At 70.8% G+C, this 13,470-nt stretch carries 14 protein-coding genes and 1 tRNA gene; 3 read left to right on the top strand and 12 right to left on the bottom strand.

Annotation, left to right across the window (positions count from 1 at the left end; translation table 11 throughout):
• Positions 1-35: 35 nt before the first annotated feature.
• The gene (gene rnk, locus ACUN0C_RS01145) at positions 36-665 is read left to right on the top strand and encodes a nucleoside diphosphate kinase regulator (RefSeq protein WP_445464478.1); all 630 of its coding nucleotides are present in this window, start codon (positions 36-38) and stop codon (positions 663-665) included.
• A 32-nt stretch (positions 666-697) separates the two neighbouring features.
• On the opposite strand, the gene ACUN0C_RS01140 is transcribed toward rnk, so the two are convergent.
• The 10 genes from ACUN0C_RS01140 to pheT all read right to left on the bottom strand — a co-directional run bounded on the left by ACUN0C_RS01140 (position 698) and on the right by pheT (position 8,693).
• Positions 698-773 (bottom strand) — tRNA-Phe (locus ACUN0C_RS01140).
• 196 nt (positions 774-969) lie between these two features.
• Complete coding sequence (gene yacG, locus ACUN0C_RS01135; protein WP_445464477.1) at positions 970-1,173, bottom strand: DNA gyrase inhibitor YacG; 204 nt, start codon at positions 1,171-1,173, stop codon at positions 970-972.
• 8 nt (positions 1,174-1,181) lie between these two features.
• Positions 1,182-1,823: a Maf-like protein gene (locus ACUN0C_RS01130; protein ID WP_445464476.1), complete on the bottom strand. Its 642-nt coding sequence runs from the start codon at positions 1,821-1,823 to the stop codon at positions 1,182-1,184.
• Positions 1,824-1,916: 93 nt separating this feature from the next.
• Positions 1,917-2,342, bottom strand: a complete 426-nt coding sequence (locus ACUN0C_RS01125; protein ID WP_445464475.1) for an arsenate-mycothiol transferase ArsC — start codon at positions 2,340-2,342, stop codon at positions 1,917-1,919.
• Between the two features lie 5 nt (positions 2,343-2,347).
• Positions 2,348-2,830: a UPF0262 family protein gene (locus ACUN0C_RS01120; RefSeq protein WP_445464474.1), complete on the bottom strand. Its 483-nt coding sequence runs from the start codon at positions 2,828-2,830 to the stop codon at positions 2,348-2,350.
• A 12-nt stretch (positions 2,831-2,842) separates the two neighbouring features.
• On the bottom strand, positions 2,843-4,135 hold the full coding sequence (hisD, locus tag ACUN0C_RS01115; RefSeq protein WP_445464473.1) for a histidinol dehydrogenase: 1,293 nt from the start codon (positions 4,133-4,135) through the stop codon (positions 2,843-2,845).
• Positions 4,136-4,138: 3 nt separating this feature from the next.
• Positions 4,139-4,606: a DUF2948 family protein gene (locus ACUN0C_RS01110; protein ID WP_445464472.1), complete on the bottom strand. Its 468-nt coding sequence runs from the start codon at positions 4,604-4,606 to the stop codon at positions 4,139-4,141.
• A gap of 113 nt (positions 4,607-4,719) precedes the next feature.
• A complete protein-coding gene (murA, locus tag ACUN0C_RS01105; RefSeq protein ID WP_445464471.1) occupies positions 4,720-6,009 on the bottom strand; it encodes a UDP-N-acetylglucosamine 1-carboxyvinyltransferase in 1,290 nt (429 codons plus the stop codon).
• A complete protein-coding gene (locus ACUN0C_RS01100; protein WP_445464470.1) occupies positions 6,010-6,204 on the bottom strand; it encodes a hypothetical protein in 195 nt (64 codons plus the stop codon). It lies immediately after the preceding gene.
• A gap of 83 nt (positions 6,205-6,287) precedes the next feature.
• Entirely contained in the window at positions 6,288-8,693 is a 2,406-nt protein-coding gene (pheT, locus tag ACUN0C_RS01095) for a phenylalanine--tRNA ligase subunit beta (protein WP_445464469.1), read from the bottom strand.
• A 190-nt stretch (positions 8,694-8,883) separates the two neighbouring features.
• Here pheT and ACUN0C_RS01090 point away from each other — a divergent pair, with 190 nt between their 5' ends.
• Both ACUN0C_RS01090 and ACUN0C_RS01085 read left to right on the top strand, forming a co-directional pair.
• A complete protein-coding gene (locus tag ACUN0C_RS01090) occupies positions 8,884-10,977 on the top strand; it encodes a M3 family metallopeptidase (protein WP_445464853.1) in 2,094 nt (697 codons plus the stop codon).
• Positions 10,978-10,983: 6 nt separating this feature from the next.
• On the top strand, positions 10,984-12,192 hold the full coding sequence (locus ACUN0C_RS01085) for an FAD-dependent oxidoreductase (RefSeq protein ID WP_445464468.1): 1,209 nt from the start codon (positions 10,984-10,986) through the stop codon (positions 12,190-12,192).
• Here ACUN0C_RS01085 and ACUN0C_RS01080 read toward each other — a convergent pair.
• Both ACUN0C_RS01080 and ACUN0C_RS01075 read right to left on the bottom strand, forming a co-directional pair.
• On the bottom strand, positions 12,137-12,901 hold the full coding sequence (locus ACUN0C_RS01080; RefSeq protein ID WP_445464467.1) for a Crp/Fnr family transcriptional regulator: 765 nt from the start codon (positions 12,899-12,901) through the stop codon (positions 12,137-12,139). The two genes, ACUN0C_RS01085 and ACUN0C_RS01080, sit on opposite strands and share 56 nt — an antisense overlap.
• Positions 12,892-13,227 (bottom strand): hypothetical protein, encoded by a 336-nt coding sequence (locus tag ACUN0C_RS01075; RefSeq protein ID WP_445464466.1) that lies wholly within the window; start codon positions 13,225-13,227, stop codon positions 12,892-12,894. Before ACUN0C_RS01075 ends, ACUN0C_RS01080 begins: the two co-directional genes overlap by 10 nt.
• Positions 13,228-13,470: the final 243 nt, after the last annotated feature.

Raw genomic sequence — 13,470 nt, 5'->3', positions numbered from 1 at the left:
TCGCAGGGTCAACCGTCACAGAGAACGGAGGCACCATGAACAAGGCGCAGCACCTTCCCCCGATCGTCATCCCCGAAGACCATTATGAACGCCTCGCGTTCATTGCGATCGTGAGCAGGATGGGTCGCCGGCCGCCACCGACGGGCGCAGCGCTCGCTCACGAGCTCGACCGTGCGCGGATCGTACCGCCGGGCGAGGTGCCGGGCTCGGTCGTCACGATGGGCTCGACGGTCGCGTTCCGCGATGACGACACCGGCCGCGCCTCCACCGCCACCATCGTCTTTCCCGGAGAGGATACACGCGACCGAGGTCTCCTCTCGGTGCTGACACCACTCGGAACGGCTCTTATCGGCCTGTCCGAGGGTCAGTCGATCCGGTGGAAATCCGCTGTCGGCGACTGGCGCAGCCTCACCGTCGTGCGGGTCAGCCAAGCCTCGCCGACATCCTTGGCCGAGGACGGCTGCACCTCGATGCAGGGAACTGGCCGGGAGGTCGAGCGGACGTACCGCTCGCCTCCGGGATCGCTGGCCATGCGGCGCCTGGGCGGCACGCGAGACGGTGCTGGCGGAGCGCAGCATGGCGAAGCTTCAGGAGAGCCGGGACGCAATCAGGATTGTCCCACCGAACGGGCCACTCCGCCCCGGCGGGACAAGAACGAGTGCTAACCCGCTGAAAAACGAGCGTGTTCCGGGATGGATGGTGCCCAGGGGCGGAATCGAACCACCGACACGCGGATTTTCAGTCCGCTGCTCTACCAGCTGAGCTACCTGGGCGGGTCGGCCGGGGCGGCACCCCGACCGGAAGTGCCGGCCTTATAATGGCTTGGGTCGGGGCTGTCCAGCGCTACGCCGCCCGGGCGTCGCGGAGCGATCCGGCCCTGCCGCGGTTTCCCGGCGGACCGATCGCATTCGGCGGCGCCCAGCCGCATCGTCGCACGCCTGGCGCCGCCGACGGGGCACCCGGTCCGCCCTAGGCCTCTTCGTCGCGGCCCCCGCCCTCCTCCTCGTCGTCCGGCGACGCCGGAATGGCATAGCGGCCCGTCAGCCAGTTGCCGAGATCGATGTCGGCGCAGCGCTTGGAGCAGAACGGATAGGCCTCCCGGGTCGCGCGCTTGCCGCAGATCGGGCAGGTGCGCGGCGGACGGAGGGGAACGAGCTTGGGGTTGTCGGCCATGACCTTCTTCAGGCCGTTTCCGCGTGCCAGCCGGCGTGGATCACATAGCCTTCCCCGGACAGCAGGCTTGCCGTTTCGTAGAGCGGCAAGCCGACCACGCCCGAATAGGAGCCGACCAGCTTGGTGACGAAGACCCCGGCCCTGCCCTGAACGGCATAGCCGCCGGCTTTGCCCTGCCATTCGCCGGAGCTGACATAGGCGTCGATCTCCGCGCCAGACAGCCGCTTGAAGCGCACCCGCGTCTCCACGAGCTTCAGGCGCACCTTGTCCTTCGGCGTGACGAGCGCGACGGCCGTGTAGACCCGGTGGCCGCGGCCGGAGAGGAGATGCAGGCAGTCCACCGCCTCGTCGGACAGCTCGGGCTTGGGCAGGATCCGGCGGCCGACGGCGACGACGGTATCGGCGGCGAGCACGAAGGCCTCCGCGAATTGCGGGTCGCGGCGGACCGCCCGCGCCGAGACTTCCGCCTTCGTGATCGCAAGGCGCCGGGCGAGCGAGCGCGGCAGCTCGCGCCGCTGCGGCCTCTCGTCGATCTCGGCGGGAAGCAGGCGCTCCGGCGCGATCCCGATCTGCTCGAGAAGCGCCAGCCGCCGCGGCGAGCCGGAGGCGAGCACGAGCGGCCGGGACGCTCCGCCGGAAGCTTCACTCATGATGGCCTTGCCTTGCGCGTGAGGGTTTCGAGGCGGTTACCTAGTGCATTCGCCGCAGCGTGTGAACCAGCGCCCCCGAATAGCGCGTCCGCTTCAGCGCGCGAAGCGCGCCCGGATGCGCCGGTCGAGGCGATCCCGCACGTCGCGGTAGGCGTCCAGGATCTGCACGCGGGAGCCGGTGGCCGCGGTCGGGTCGGCGGTCGGCCAGTACTCGACGTCGATGGCGTGGGTGCGGGTGAGCTCCAGCATGCGGTGGTGCGCCTCCGGCGAGAGCGTGACGGCGAGATCGAAATTGAGGTCTTCCAGATCGTCGAGCGCCTGCGGCTTGCGCGCCCCGAGCGTCAGTCCGATCTCGTCGAGGACGGAATCGACGAAGGGATCGCGATCGCCCGGCTGGATGCCGGCGGACGCCACATAGAGGCTGGCGGGGAAGAGGTGATGCGTCAGCGCCTCCGCGATCGGCGAGCGGATCGAGTTGCGCCCGCAGACGAACAGGACGGAGGTGGGCTTCGTCGCCAATGCGGTCAGCCGCGCCTGAAGAGCGCGCAGACGAGCGTGAAGAGCCGGCGCGCCGTATCGAAATCGATCTCGATCTTCCCGGCCAGGCGTTCGCGCAGCAGCTCCGAGCCTTCGTTGTGGATGCCGCGCCGGCCCATGTCGATTGCCTCGATCCGGCTCGGGGACCCGGTGCGGATGGCCGCGTGATAGCTCTCGCAGATCAGGAAGTAGTCCTTGACGATCTTGCGGAACGGCGTGAGCGAGAGCACGTGCGTGACGAGCGGCTCGCCGCCCGCCGTCCGCACGTCGAAGACGAGCCGCTTCTCCACGAGCGACAGGATCAGCGCGTAGGGTCCGGGCGGCTGACCGAGCGGGCGGAAGCTGTTCTGTTCGATGAGGTCGTACGCTGCGACGGCGCGCTCGTGCTCGACATCGGGCTGCGCGCGGCCGATGGAGCCCTCGTCGAAGCGGATTGCGACGAGGCGGAAGGGATCGGCGCCGTCGCTCATCGCCGGGCCGGTCTACCGGTTGAGTCGGATCGCCACGGACCTGGCATGGGCGCCGAGCCCCTCGGCTTCCGCGAGCGCGATCGCAGCGGGCGCGAGGGCGCGCAGGCTGTCCGGCCCGAGCCGCAGGATCGAGGTCCGTTTCACGAAATCGAGCACGGAGAGCCCCGAGGAGAATCGGGCCGAGCGCGCAGTGGGTAGCACGTGGTTGGAGCCGCCGACGTAATCGCCGATCACCTCGGGCGTGTGGCGGCCGAGGAAGACGGCGCCGGCATTGCGGATGCGCCCGAAGAGCAGCTCCGGGTCGTCGGTGGCGATCTCCAGATGCTCGGGGGCGACGCGATCGACGATCGCGGGCGCCTCGGAAAGGTCGGCGACGACGATGATCGCGCCGTGATCGTCCCAACTCGCCCGCGCCGTCTCGGCCCGCGGCAACGTCCTGAGCTGACGTTCGACGGCGGCCCCGACCGCGTCGGCCAGGGCTTCGTCGTCGGTCACCAGGATCGACTGCGCGGCCACGTCGTGCTCCGCCTGGGCGAGGAGATCGGCGGCGATCCAGTCCGGATCGTTCTCGCCATCGGCGATCACGAGCACCTCCGACGGACCGGCGATCATGTCGATGCCGACGGTCCCGAACACCATCCGCTTCGCCGCCGCGACATAGGCGTTTCCCGGGCCCACGATCTTGTCGACCGGGCGGATCGTGGGCGTGCCGTAGGCGAGCGCGGCCACCGCCTGCGCGCCGCCGACGCGGTAGATCTCGTCCACCCCGGCGAGCCGCGCGGCGGCGAGCACGAGCGGGTTCAGTTCGCCGTCGGGGGTCGGAACCGTCATGACCAGACGGGCGACGCCGGCGACCTTGGCGGGCACCGCGTTCATCAGCACGGACGAGGGGTAGCTCGCCTGCCCGCCGGGCACGTAGAGCCCGACCGCCTCGATCGCGGTCCAGCGGCTGCCGAGCGCGACGCCGAGGGCGTCCGTATAGAGGTCGTCGACCGGGCGCTGGCGGCCGTGGTGGGATTCGATCCGGGCGCGGGCGAGTTCGAGCGCCTCGATGGTCTCAGAATCGCAGGCCGCGACAGCCGCATCGATCTCCGCTTCGGTGACGCGCAGGGCGTCGGCTGCGGGGCGGTGCCTGTCGAAACGCTCGGTGTAATCGAGGAGTGCGTCATCCCCGCGGGAGCGGACATCGTCGAGGATCGCGCGGACCGCCGCCTCCACGTCGGCCGCGGTCTCGCGCTTGGTGGCGAGCAGGGCGTCGAGGCGGCTCTCGAAATCCGGTGCGCGGCTGGACAGGCGGACCGGCATTCCTCAAGCCACTTCCTGCCGGAGGGCGTCAGCGGCTTCCGTCTCGAGATCGCAGAGCTGGGCCTCGACGCATTCGACCGAAAGCCTGATCATCGCCTTGCCCGAGAAGATCAGGAAGATGTCGCCGGAAGGCGGCTCGCGCTCGTCGAAGCGGATCGAGAGGAGCGACAGCGTCTTGTCCGGGCGCTTCAGGTCCATGCCCGTGCAGGAGGCGCGCTCGACGCGCTCGAAATGGAGCGCTGTCAGCTTCCGGGGGCAGGTGGCGCGGGCAAGGAAATTCTTGTCTCCCGCAGTTTCCCACGGGAAGCGCCGGAGCGCGAGTGCGAACCGGCGTTCGCGCGGGAGCCATTTCACGTCGCCGACCCGGAAGGAGGCGTCCTGAAGGAAGGCGGAAATGACGTCGAGGTCGTCGGCATCGAGCGCGATCAGGCGAAGGCGGTCGGCATCCGGCATACTTGCGGTCTCGGCCATGGGTTCGGTCTGGTCCTAGTGCGTCGCGGCTTTGCCCGCAATATCGGTACGACGCAACGGCGCGGCCAGCGCTGAACGACCAACCGCACCGGAGCGCGTCGTTAGCCGGGCAGCTAGCCGCGGACGCGCTCGATTTCCGCTCCGCAGGCCGACAGCTTCTCTTCGAGGCGCTCGAAGCCGCGGTCGAGATGATAGACGCGGTTGACCGTGGTTTCGCCCTCGGCCGTCAGCCCTGCGATGACGAGCGACACGGATGCGCGGAGATCCGTCGCCATGACATGCGCGCCCTTCAGGCTCTTCACGCCGGTGACGGTTGCCGTCTGGCCGTTGAGGCGGATGTCGGCGCCGAGCCGGGCGAGCTCCTGGACGTGCATGAAGCGGTTCTCGAAGATGGTCTCGGTGATCGAGGACGTTCCGTCCGCGCGCGTCGCGAGCGCCATCAGCTGGGCCTGGAGGTCCGTTGGAAAACCAGGGAACGGCGCGGTCGTGACCGTGACCGGCTCGACGCCCGCACCGTTGCGCACGATTCGGATGCCGCCCTCGACATCGGCGACCGACGCACCGGCGGTGGCGAGCACGTCGAGCGCAGACTGCAGCAGTTCGGGATGGGCACCCTGGAGGATGACGTCCCCGCCGGTCGCCGCCACCGCCATCGCATAGGTCCCGGTTTCGATACGATCCGGCAGCACCGGGTGGACGGCCCCGTGCAGGCGCGGCACGCCCTCGATCCGGATCGTGCTCGTGCCGGCGCCCTCGATCCTCGCCCCCATCTTGCCGAGGCAGGCGGCGAGGTCGGCGACCTCCGGTTCGCGGGCGGCGTTCTCGATCACCGTCTCCCCGGAGGCGAGCGTCGCCGCCATCATCACCGTGTGGGTCGCGCCGACGGAGACGTTCGGGAACCGGACGCGCCCGCCCTTCAGGCCGCCGGGCGCGCGCGCCACGACATAGCCGCGGTCGAGCTCGATCTCGGCGCCGAGATCGCGCAGGCCCATCAGGAAGAAATCGACGGGCCGCGTGCCGATCGCGCAGCCGCCGGGCAGCGACACCCGCGCCTCGCCCATCCTGGCGAGCAGCGGGCCGATGACCCAGAAGCTTGCGCGCATGCGGCTGACCAGGTCGTAGGGCGCTGTGGTATCGACGATCTCGGCGGCGGTGAGGCCGAGCGTCTGCCCCGAATTGGGAAGGTCGCCCGGGCGCTTGCCGGAAACCATGTAATCGACGCCGTGATTCGCGAGGATGCGCTTCAGGAGCCCGACATCGGCGAGATCCGGAACGTTTTCCAGCGTGAGCGTCTCGTTCGTCAGGAGGCTCGCGATCATGAGCGGGAGCGCGGCGTTCTTCGCGCCCGAGATCGGGATCGTGCCGTTCAGGCGATGCCCGCCGACGATGCGAATGCTGTCCATCTAGGTCTCCGGTCCGCGGACGAGGCCCGCGCTCGTGTCTTCATCGCTCGGCGCGCCATCCCCCGGCCCGGCGGGTCCGTTCCGGTCCCGCCCCTGCGCCTTCCGGCGCTTCAGATTGTCTCGGAGCGCCTGCGCGAGCCGGTCCCTGCGCTGGTCGCGCGCGCCGGTGCCCCGCACGGAACTGTCCTTGGCCATTGCCGGATGGATAACCGAACTCTGCCCCCGCTGCAAAGAATGTGGAACGCCGTCGGGCGTTCCACTCCGCCGGGCGGAAGAATTCAGCCGCGGAGCTGGCCCCCGGTCGCCTTCTCGACAGCGGCGACGATGGCCGCGGAGACCTTGTCGATCTCCTCGTCGGTGAGCGTCCGCTCGCGGGGCTGGAGCGTCACCTCGATGGCAACCGACTTGCGCCCTTCGCCGAGAGCGGGGCCGGCGAAGACGTCGAAGACGGCGGCGTCCTGGACGAGCGTCTTGTCGGCGCTCCGGGCGGCGCGCAGCAGCCGGTCGGCCGCGACGCTCTCGTCGACAAGGAAGGCGAAGTCGCGTCGGACCGCCTGCAGGTCGGATGCGGCAAGTGCGGGCCGTGCCGTCTTCGTCGCCTTCGGCAGCGGGATCGCGTCGAGATCGACCTCGAAGGCGACGAGCGGTCCGGCCACGTCCATCGCGTCGAGTACGCGGGGATGGAGCTCGCCGAAGGTCGCGAGCCGGTTCTTCGGCCCGAGCATGAACGAGCCGACGCGTCCCGGATGATACCAGGAGGGCCCTTCGGCGACGACCTGCAGCTTGTCGAGCGGCGCGCCCGCAGCGGCAAGCACCGCAAGCGCGTCGGCCTTGGCATCGTAGACGTCGACCGGACGGGGCTGAGCCGACCAGTGCCGCGGCCCGGTCGCGCCGCAGCGGATGCCGGAGACGTTCACGCGCTCGTCCTCGGGCCGGTCGCCGCCATAGGCCTGGCCGCCCTCGAAAAGCATGAGGTCGCCGAAGCCGCGCGCCATGTTGCGGGCGGCCGCCGCCACCAGGTTCGGCAGCAGCGAAGGCCGCATGTCGGACAGTTCGCTCGAGATCGGGTTGGCGAGTTCCAGGGCATGCTGCCCCCCGCCGAAGAGCTCTGCCTGCGCCTTCGGCAGGAAGGACCAGGTGACCGCCTCGTTGAAGCCGCGGGCCGCGAGCGCGCGGGCGGCCATGAAGCGGCGGCGCTGCGCCTGCGTGATGCTGCGGCCGGTAACGGTTGTGAGCCGCGGCAGCGGCACGCTCTCGATCCGATCGAGACCGTGGATGCGGACGATCTCCTCCACCAGATCGGCCTCGCCGTCGATGTCCGGCCGCCAGGACGGTACCTCCGCGACGATCTCGGCATCGGTGCCGGCGATGGTGAAGCCGAGGGCGCGGAGAATGTCGAGCTGCTCCCCGGCCGGGATGTCGACGCCAGCGAGGCTGCGCACGCGGTCCATGCGCAGCCGGTAGGATCGGCTGCGGATCGGCGCTGCGCCGGCAACGACGAGATCGGACGCCTCGCCGCCGCAGATCTCGAGGATGAGCCTGGTGGCGATCTCCGCGCCGGTTTCCACGAAGGCGGGATCGACCCCGCGCTCGAACCGGTAGCGTGCATCGGAATGGATGCCGAGCTTGCGGCCGGTCGTCGCCGTCCGGATCGGATCGAAATAGGCCGCCTCGAGAAAGACGTTCCGTGTCGTTCCGGTGCAGCCGGTCCGCTCCCCGCCCATGATGCCGGCGATGCCTTCGGGGCCGTTGTCGTCGGCGATCACCGTCATCGTCCCGTCGAGCGTGTACGTGCGGCCGTCGAGCGCCTCGATCGTCTCGCCGTCCTGGGCGAGCCGGGCATGGACGGTGCCAGCCACCTTGTCGGCGTCGAAGACGTGGAGCGGCCGCCCGTAGCCGTGCGTCACGTAATTCGTGATGTCGACGAGGGCAGAGATCGGGCGCAGCCCGATGGCGCGGAGCCGCTTCTGCATCCAGGCCGGCGACGGGCCGTTCGTTACGCCCCGGAAATAGCGGCCGACGAAGAGCGGACAGGGCGTGTTGGTCGGGTCTTCGAAGCGGAGGTCCACGCTGATCGGGCTCGCGAAGGACCCTTCGACGGGAGCCCGGTTGAGCGGCTTGAGCCGGCCCATGCCCTTGGCGGCGAGGTCGCGGGCGATGCCGTAGACGCCGAGTGCGTCGGGCCGGTTGGGCGTCACGCCGACGTCGATGACCGGGTCGTCCAGTCCCATCCAGCTCGCATAGGAGCGGCCGACGGGCGCGTCCGCGCCAAGCTCGATGATGCCCTCGTGGGCGTCGGAAAGCTGCAGTTCGCGCTCGGAGACGAGCATGCCGTTCGACTCCACGCCGCGGATGGTGCCGACCTTGAGGTCGACGCCCGTCCCGGGCACGTAGGTCCCGGGCGGGGCGAAGACGCCGATCATGCCGGTGCGCGCGTTCGGGGCGCCGCAGACGACCTGGACGGGGACACCCGCGCCCGTCTCCACCATGCAGACGCGGAGGCGGTCCGCGTTCGGATGCTGCCGCGCCTCGAGCACGCGGGCGATGACGAAGGGCCGGAGCGCCTCGGCCGGGTTGGTGAGGCTCTCGAGTTCCAGACCGATATGCGTCAGAGCCTCCGCGATCTCCTCGGCGGAGGCCTCGGTCTCGAGATGGTCCTTCAGCCAGGACAGCGTGAACTTCATGGCACCGTGGGGGTCGGCGTGGCGGAGTCGCGCCGTTCCCTAGCGGGGTGGATAAAGCGAGGCAAGGCGCACACATAGGGACGAGTGCAATCCGGTCCGGCCGATGGCGGCCGCATGCCGGATCGCACGGCACTTCGACATGGGGAGAAACGGCGTGGAGCGGGGCACCGAGACGACGACGGACGAGACGATCGCGGAAGGCGGCGCCGCGGCGAATCCGCCGGGCAACCCGCTCCTCCTCGACTGGCTGACGCCGTTCGGGCTGCCGCCCTTCCACGAGATCCGCCCGGAGCACTTCCGTCCCGCCTTCGAGGCAGGCATTGCCGAGCAGGAGGCGGAGATCGCCGCAATCGCCGGCGATCCGGCGGCGCCCACCTTCGACAACACCGTCGCCGCACTCGAGAGGAGCGGCCAGACGCTTCGCCGCGTCTCCGGGGTTTTCTTCAATCTTGCCGGCGCGGACAGCAACGACGCGCTGCAGGCGATCGAGCGCGACATGGCGCCGGCGCTGGCGCGGCACAGGACGAGAATTCTCCTCGATTCCGCGCTGCACGCCCGCATCGCCGACCTCTTCGCGCGCCGCGACTCGCTCGGCCTCGGGGAGGAAGAGGCGCGCGTGATCGAACGCTACCACACCATGTTCTCGCGAAGCGGGGCGGGGCTCGGACAGGCCGAGAAGGCCCGGCTCGCGGCGATCGCGGAGCGGCTGTCGGTGCTGGGGACGGGGTTTGCGCAGAATTTGCTGGCCGACGAGAAGGCGTATGCGCTGGTGCTGGAGGGCGAGGAGGACCTCGCCGGTCTCCCCGGCTTCCTGCGCGCGGCGGCGGCGCGGGCGGCGGCCGATCGCGGCCATCCCGGCAAGCACGTGATCACGCTGTCGCGCTCCTCGATCGAGCCGTTCCTGCAGTTCTCGACCCGCCGCGACCTGCGCGAGGCGGCGTTCCAGGCATGGGTGGCGCGCGGCGAGGGCGGCGGCGACACCGACAATCGCGCGATCGCGGCCGAGATGGTGCGGCTGCGGGCCGAGCGCGCGAAGATCCTCGGCTATCCGAGCTTCGCCCATTTCCGCCTCGACGACACGATGGCGGGCAGCCCCGAGGCCGCCTACGGCCTGCTGCGCTCGGTGTGGGCGCCGGCGCGCGCGCAGGCGCTCCGCGAGGCGGCCGCGCTCCAGGGGATCGTGCAGGCCGAGGGCGGGAATTTCGAGATCGCCCCCTGGGACTGGCGGTTCTACGCCGAGCGGCGCCGCAAGGACGAGTTCGACCTCGATGAGAACGAGGTGAAGCCGTACTTCCAGCTCGACCGCCTCGTGGAGGCCGCGTTCGAGACGGCCAACCGCCTGTTTGGATTGACCTTTCGTGAGCGGCACGATCTCGCGCTCTATCACCCGGACGTGCGGGCCTGGGAAGTCAGCGATGCGGCGGGAAAGCATGTCGGACTCTTCCTCGGCGACTATTTCGCGCGGCCGTCGAAGCGGAGCGGGGCCTGGATGAGCTCGTTCCGGACCCAGGAGAGGCTCGCCGGGGACATCCGGCCGATCGTCCTCAACGTGATGAACTTCTCCAAGGCCGCCGAGGGCGAGCCGGCACTCCTCTCCTTCGACGATGCGCGCACCCTTTTCCACGAGTTCGGCCACGGCCTGCACGGTCTCCTGTCGGACGTCACCTACCCCGCGATCGCCGGCACCAGCGTGTCGCGCGACTTCGTCGAGTTCCCCTCGCAGCTCTTCGAGCACTGGCTGGAACGCCCTGAAATCCTTCGCAAATTCGCGCTCCACGCGGACACGGGCGAGCCGATGCCGGAGGCGCTTCTCGACAAGCTGCTCGCCGCGCGGAACTTCAACCAGGGCTTCGCGACGGTGGAGTACGTGGCGTCGGCGCTGGTCGACCTCGACATCCATACGAGCGAAGACGTCGAGGCGATCGACCTCGGGGAATTCGAGCGCTCTGCCCTCGATCGGCTCGGCATTCCGGCCGGCATGGTCATGCGCCACCGGCCGCCGCACTTCGCCCACATCTTCGCCGGCGACGGCTATTCGGCCGCCTATTACTCGTATCTCTGGTCGGAGGTGCTGGACGCGGACGGGTTCGACGCCTTCCTGGAGGCCGGCGACGCGTTCGATCCCGCGACCGCCGAACGGCTGAAAGACTACGTCTATTCCGCGGGCTACCGGCGCGACCCGAAGGAGGCCTACCGGCTCTTCCGGGGGCGCGAGCCGGATCCCGACGCGCTCCTCAGGAAGCGCGGGCTCGCCGCCGCGCCGGTCCCGACCGGGGAAATGTAGGCATCCATGCGCGCCGCCGCCCTCCGCCATATCGTGCTCGTCGGCGGCGGCCACGCCCATGTCGAGGTGGTCCGGCGCTTCGGAAACCGGCGCTTTCCGGGCGTTCTGATGACGCTGGTGTCGCGGGAGGGGGAGACGCCCTATTCGGGGATGCTGCCCGGGCTCGTCGCCGGCCATTACCGGCGCGGGGACATCCACGTGCCTCTCCGCCCCCTCTGCGATGCGGCCAGCGCGGCCTTCGTGGCGGGCGAGGCGGTCGGGCTCGACCTCGCCGGCAAGGCGGTGCGGCTCAAGGACGGGCGGGAGATCGGCTACGACCTCCTGTCGCTCGACGTCGGCATCACGCCGCGCCTCGACGGCATCGAGGGGGCGGAGGCGCACGCGATCGCGGTCAAGCCGATCGGCCAATTCCTGCAGAAATGGGAAGCACTTGAGGCCAGCGCGCTCGCGCCCGGGGGGCCGCGCCGGATCGCGGTCGTGGGCGGCGGGGCGGCGGGCTTCGAGCTGGTGCTCGCGATCCGCCATCGGCTGCGGGCGGATGCCGCGGCGCACGGCCTCGACCCCGACGCCTTCTCCTTCGTGCTGGTGACCGACGGGCGGCTGCTTGCCGGGCAGAACGGCGCGGTGCGCCGCGCCGCACACCGGGGATTGATCGGCGCGAAGGTCGCACTCGTGGAGGGGGCGCGGGTGACCGCGATCGGGGCGCACGCCGTACACGCCGGCGGACTCGCCGTCGACGCCGACATCGCGCTCGTCGCCACCGAAGCGGCGGCGCCGCGCTGGCTGCAGGAATCCGGGCTCGTCCTCGACGGCGACGGCTTCGTCGCGGTCGCGCGCACGCTGCGCTCGCTCGGCGACCCGTCCGTGTTCGCCGCCGGCGACTGCGCGACGATGGTCGACGACCCGCGCCCGAAGGCCGGCGTCTTCGCCGTGCGCCAGGGGCCGCCGCTCGCCCGCAACCTCCGGCGCGCGGCGGAAGGACGTCCGCTCGCCGAGTACCGGCCGCAGCGGCAGCACCTCTCGATCCTTTCGACGGGCGATTGCCGGGCGATCGCGGCGCGCGGGCCCTTCAAGGCCGAGGGCGGCTGGGTGTGGCGCTGGAAGGACCGGATCGACCGCCGCTGGATCGCCCGCTACGCCGCCGAGGCGGCCGAGGACTTCAGAGGTCGGGGCAGCTGCAGGCGAGGCTCCTCAGGCGGTCGCGATCGCGGATGAGGATCTGGCCGCGCCGGGCGAAGATGGCGCGGTCGCCTTCCAGCACGTGGAGCGCGCAGGTGACGCTCGCCCGGCGCACGCCGAGGAGCGAGGCCAGGAAATCGTGGGTCAGCCCGATGGCGGGGTCCTCGAGCCGGCCGGAGGCGTCGAGGATCCAGCGCGCGACGCGCTGCTCCAGCCCGTGCCGGGCGCTGCAGGCGGCGAACCGCATGGACTGCGCGAGCCGGGCGCGGACATGGGCGAGGAGGAGGCCCCGGAGCACCGGCGCGTCCGGCAGGACCTCGCGCAGCCGCGCGGCAGGGAGCGACTGCACGGCGCAGGCGGTCTGCGCCACGGCCCGGCTCTGGGCGAGCGCCGCCCCGAGCGCGACCGAGGCGCCGACCATGCCGTCGCGCCCGACCATGCCGACCTGGACCGGCTTGCCGTCGCCGGTGAGCGCCAGGATCGCGACGAGCCCCTCCTCCACGAAGTGACAGGATTCCACCGGCTTGCCGGGCTCCTGGACGGAGGCGCCGGCGGGGAAGGCCGCCGGCGTCAGGTGGCCGCGCAGAAGCGCCGCCTCGGACGCCGGCAGCGCGTCGAGCAGCGCGCTGCGGCCTTCCGACGGCGCCGGCGCGCGGCGCGCGGCAGGCGGTGCGACGGGAAGACGCTCGACGGGCAGCGCCGCAGGCACGGGCCCGTCGCCGCGAACGTCATCGTTCAGGCGCATGCACGCGCCTCGTCGGTTCCCGATTCCAACCGCCCGGCGCCCCCGCCGCGCACCGCATCGGGCACCGCCGGGGCGGCCGGGAGGGCCGCGCCGGCGCGCGCGCCGAGGACGAGCGGCACGCCCTGCGCGGCCGCCGCCGCAACCAGAGCGCGTTCGATGGCGGCCGGCGTCAGGCGCGCGGCGGCCGGCTCCTGCATGAGCCGGGCGACGAGCTCGGCGGCGTCGATGATGCGGCCCTCGCGCGCGGCCGCCGCCACCGCGGCATGGATGCTGAGATAGATTCCGTAAGGCCGGCTCTGCCAGGTCGCATAGGCCCGGTCCTGCATGACGCTCCTCCCGGTGGGACGTCCGTCTTCGTACCCCGAAGGATGGCCCAGCGCGCCCCGGGCGGCGTTAACGTGTGATAACGCCACTTTGGGTTTTGATCTTGACCCTTCCAGTGGGAGTGCGGGTGCCATTGGCGAGGTCTTATTGGTACGCTGCATCTGCAGGTCGTGGGTCTAGCTGACTCCTATTGCAGCGCATCTGCCCGAAAGCGACAGACCTCACAAACTATGTGGTGACGTCAC

This window comes from Faunimonas sp. B44 (assembly GCF_052655945.1).
The sequence above is the reverse complement of the archived record's forward strand: the minus strand, read 5'-3'. Positions and strand labels throughout refer to the sequence as shown.

Coding starts and splice junctions, on each gene's coding strand:
- rnk (WP_445464478.1), top strand. CDS start 36: ATGAACAAGGCGCAGCACCTTCCCCCGATCGTCATCCCCGAAGACCAT.
- yacG (WP_445464477.1), bottom strand. CDS start 1,173: ATGGCCGACAACCCCAAGCTCGTTCCCCTCCGTCCGCCGCGCACCTGC.
- ACUN0C_RS01130 (WP_445464476.1), bottom strand. CDS start 1,823: ATGAGTGAAGCTTCCGGCGGAGCGTCCCGGCCGCTCGTGCTCGCCTCC.
- ACUN0C_RS01120 (WP_445464474.1), bottom strand. CDS start 2,830: ATGAGCGACGGCGCCGATCCCTTCCGCCTCGTCGCAATCCGCTTCGAC.
- hisD (WP_445464473.1), bottom strand. CDS start 4,135: ATGCCGGTCCGCCTGTCCAGCCGCGCACCGGATTTCGAGAGCCGCCTC.
- ACUN0C_RS01110 (WP_445464472.1), bottom strand. CDS start 4,606: ATGGCCGAGACCGCAAGTATGCCGGATGCCGACCGCCTTCGCCTGATC.
- murA (WP_445464471.1), bottom strand. CDS start 6,009: ATGGACAGCATTCGCATCGTCGGCGGGCATCGCCTGAACGGCACGATC.
- ACUN0C_RS01100 (WP_445464470.1), bottom strand. CDS start 6,204: ATGGCCAAGGACAGTTCCGTGCGGGGCACCGGCGCGCGCGACCAGCGC.
- pheT (WP_445464469.1), bottom strand. CDS start 8,693: ATGAAGTTCACGCTGTCCTGGCTGAAGGACCATCTCGAGACCGAGGCC.
- ACUN0C_RS01085 (WP_445464468.1), top strand. CDS start 10,984: ATGCGCGCCGCCGCCCTCCGCCATATCGTGCTCGTCGGCGGCGGCCAC.
- ACUN0C_RS01080 (WP_445464467.1), bottom strand. CDS start 12,901: ATGCGCCTGAACGATGACGTTCGCGGCGACGGGCCCGTGCCTGCGGCG.
- ACUN0C_RS01075 (WP_445464466.1), bottom strand. CDS start 13,227: ATGCAGGACCGGGCCTATGCGACCTGGCAGAGCCGGCCTTACGGAATC.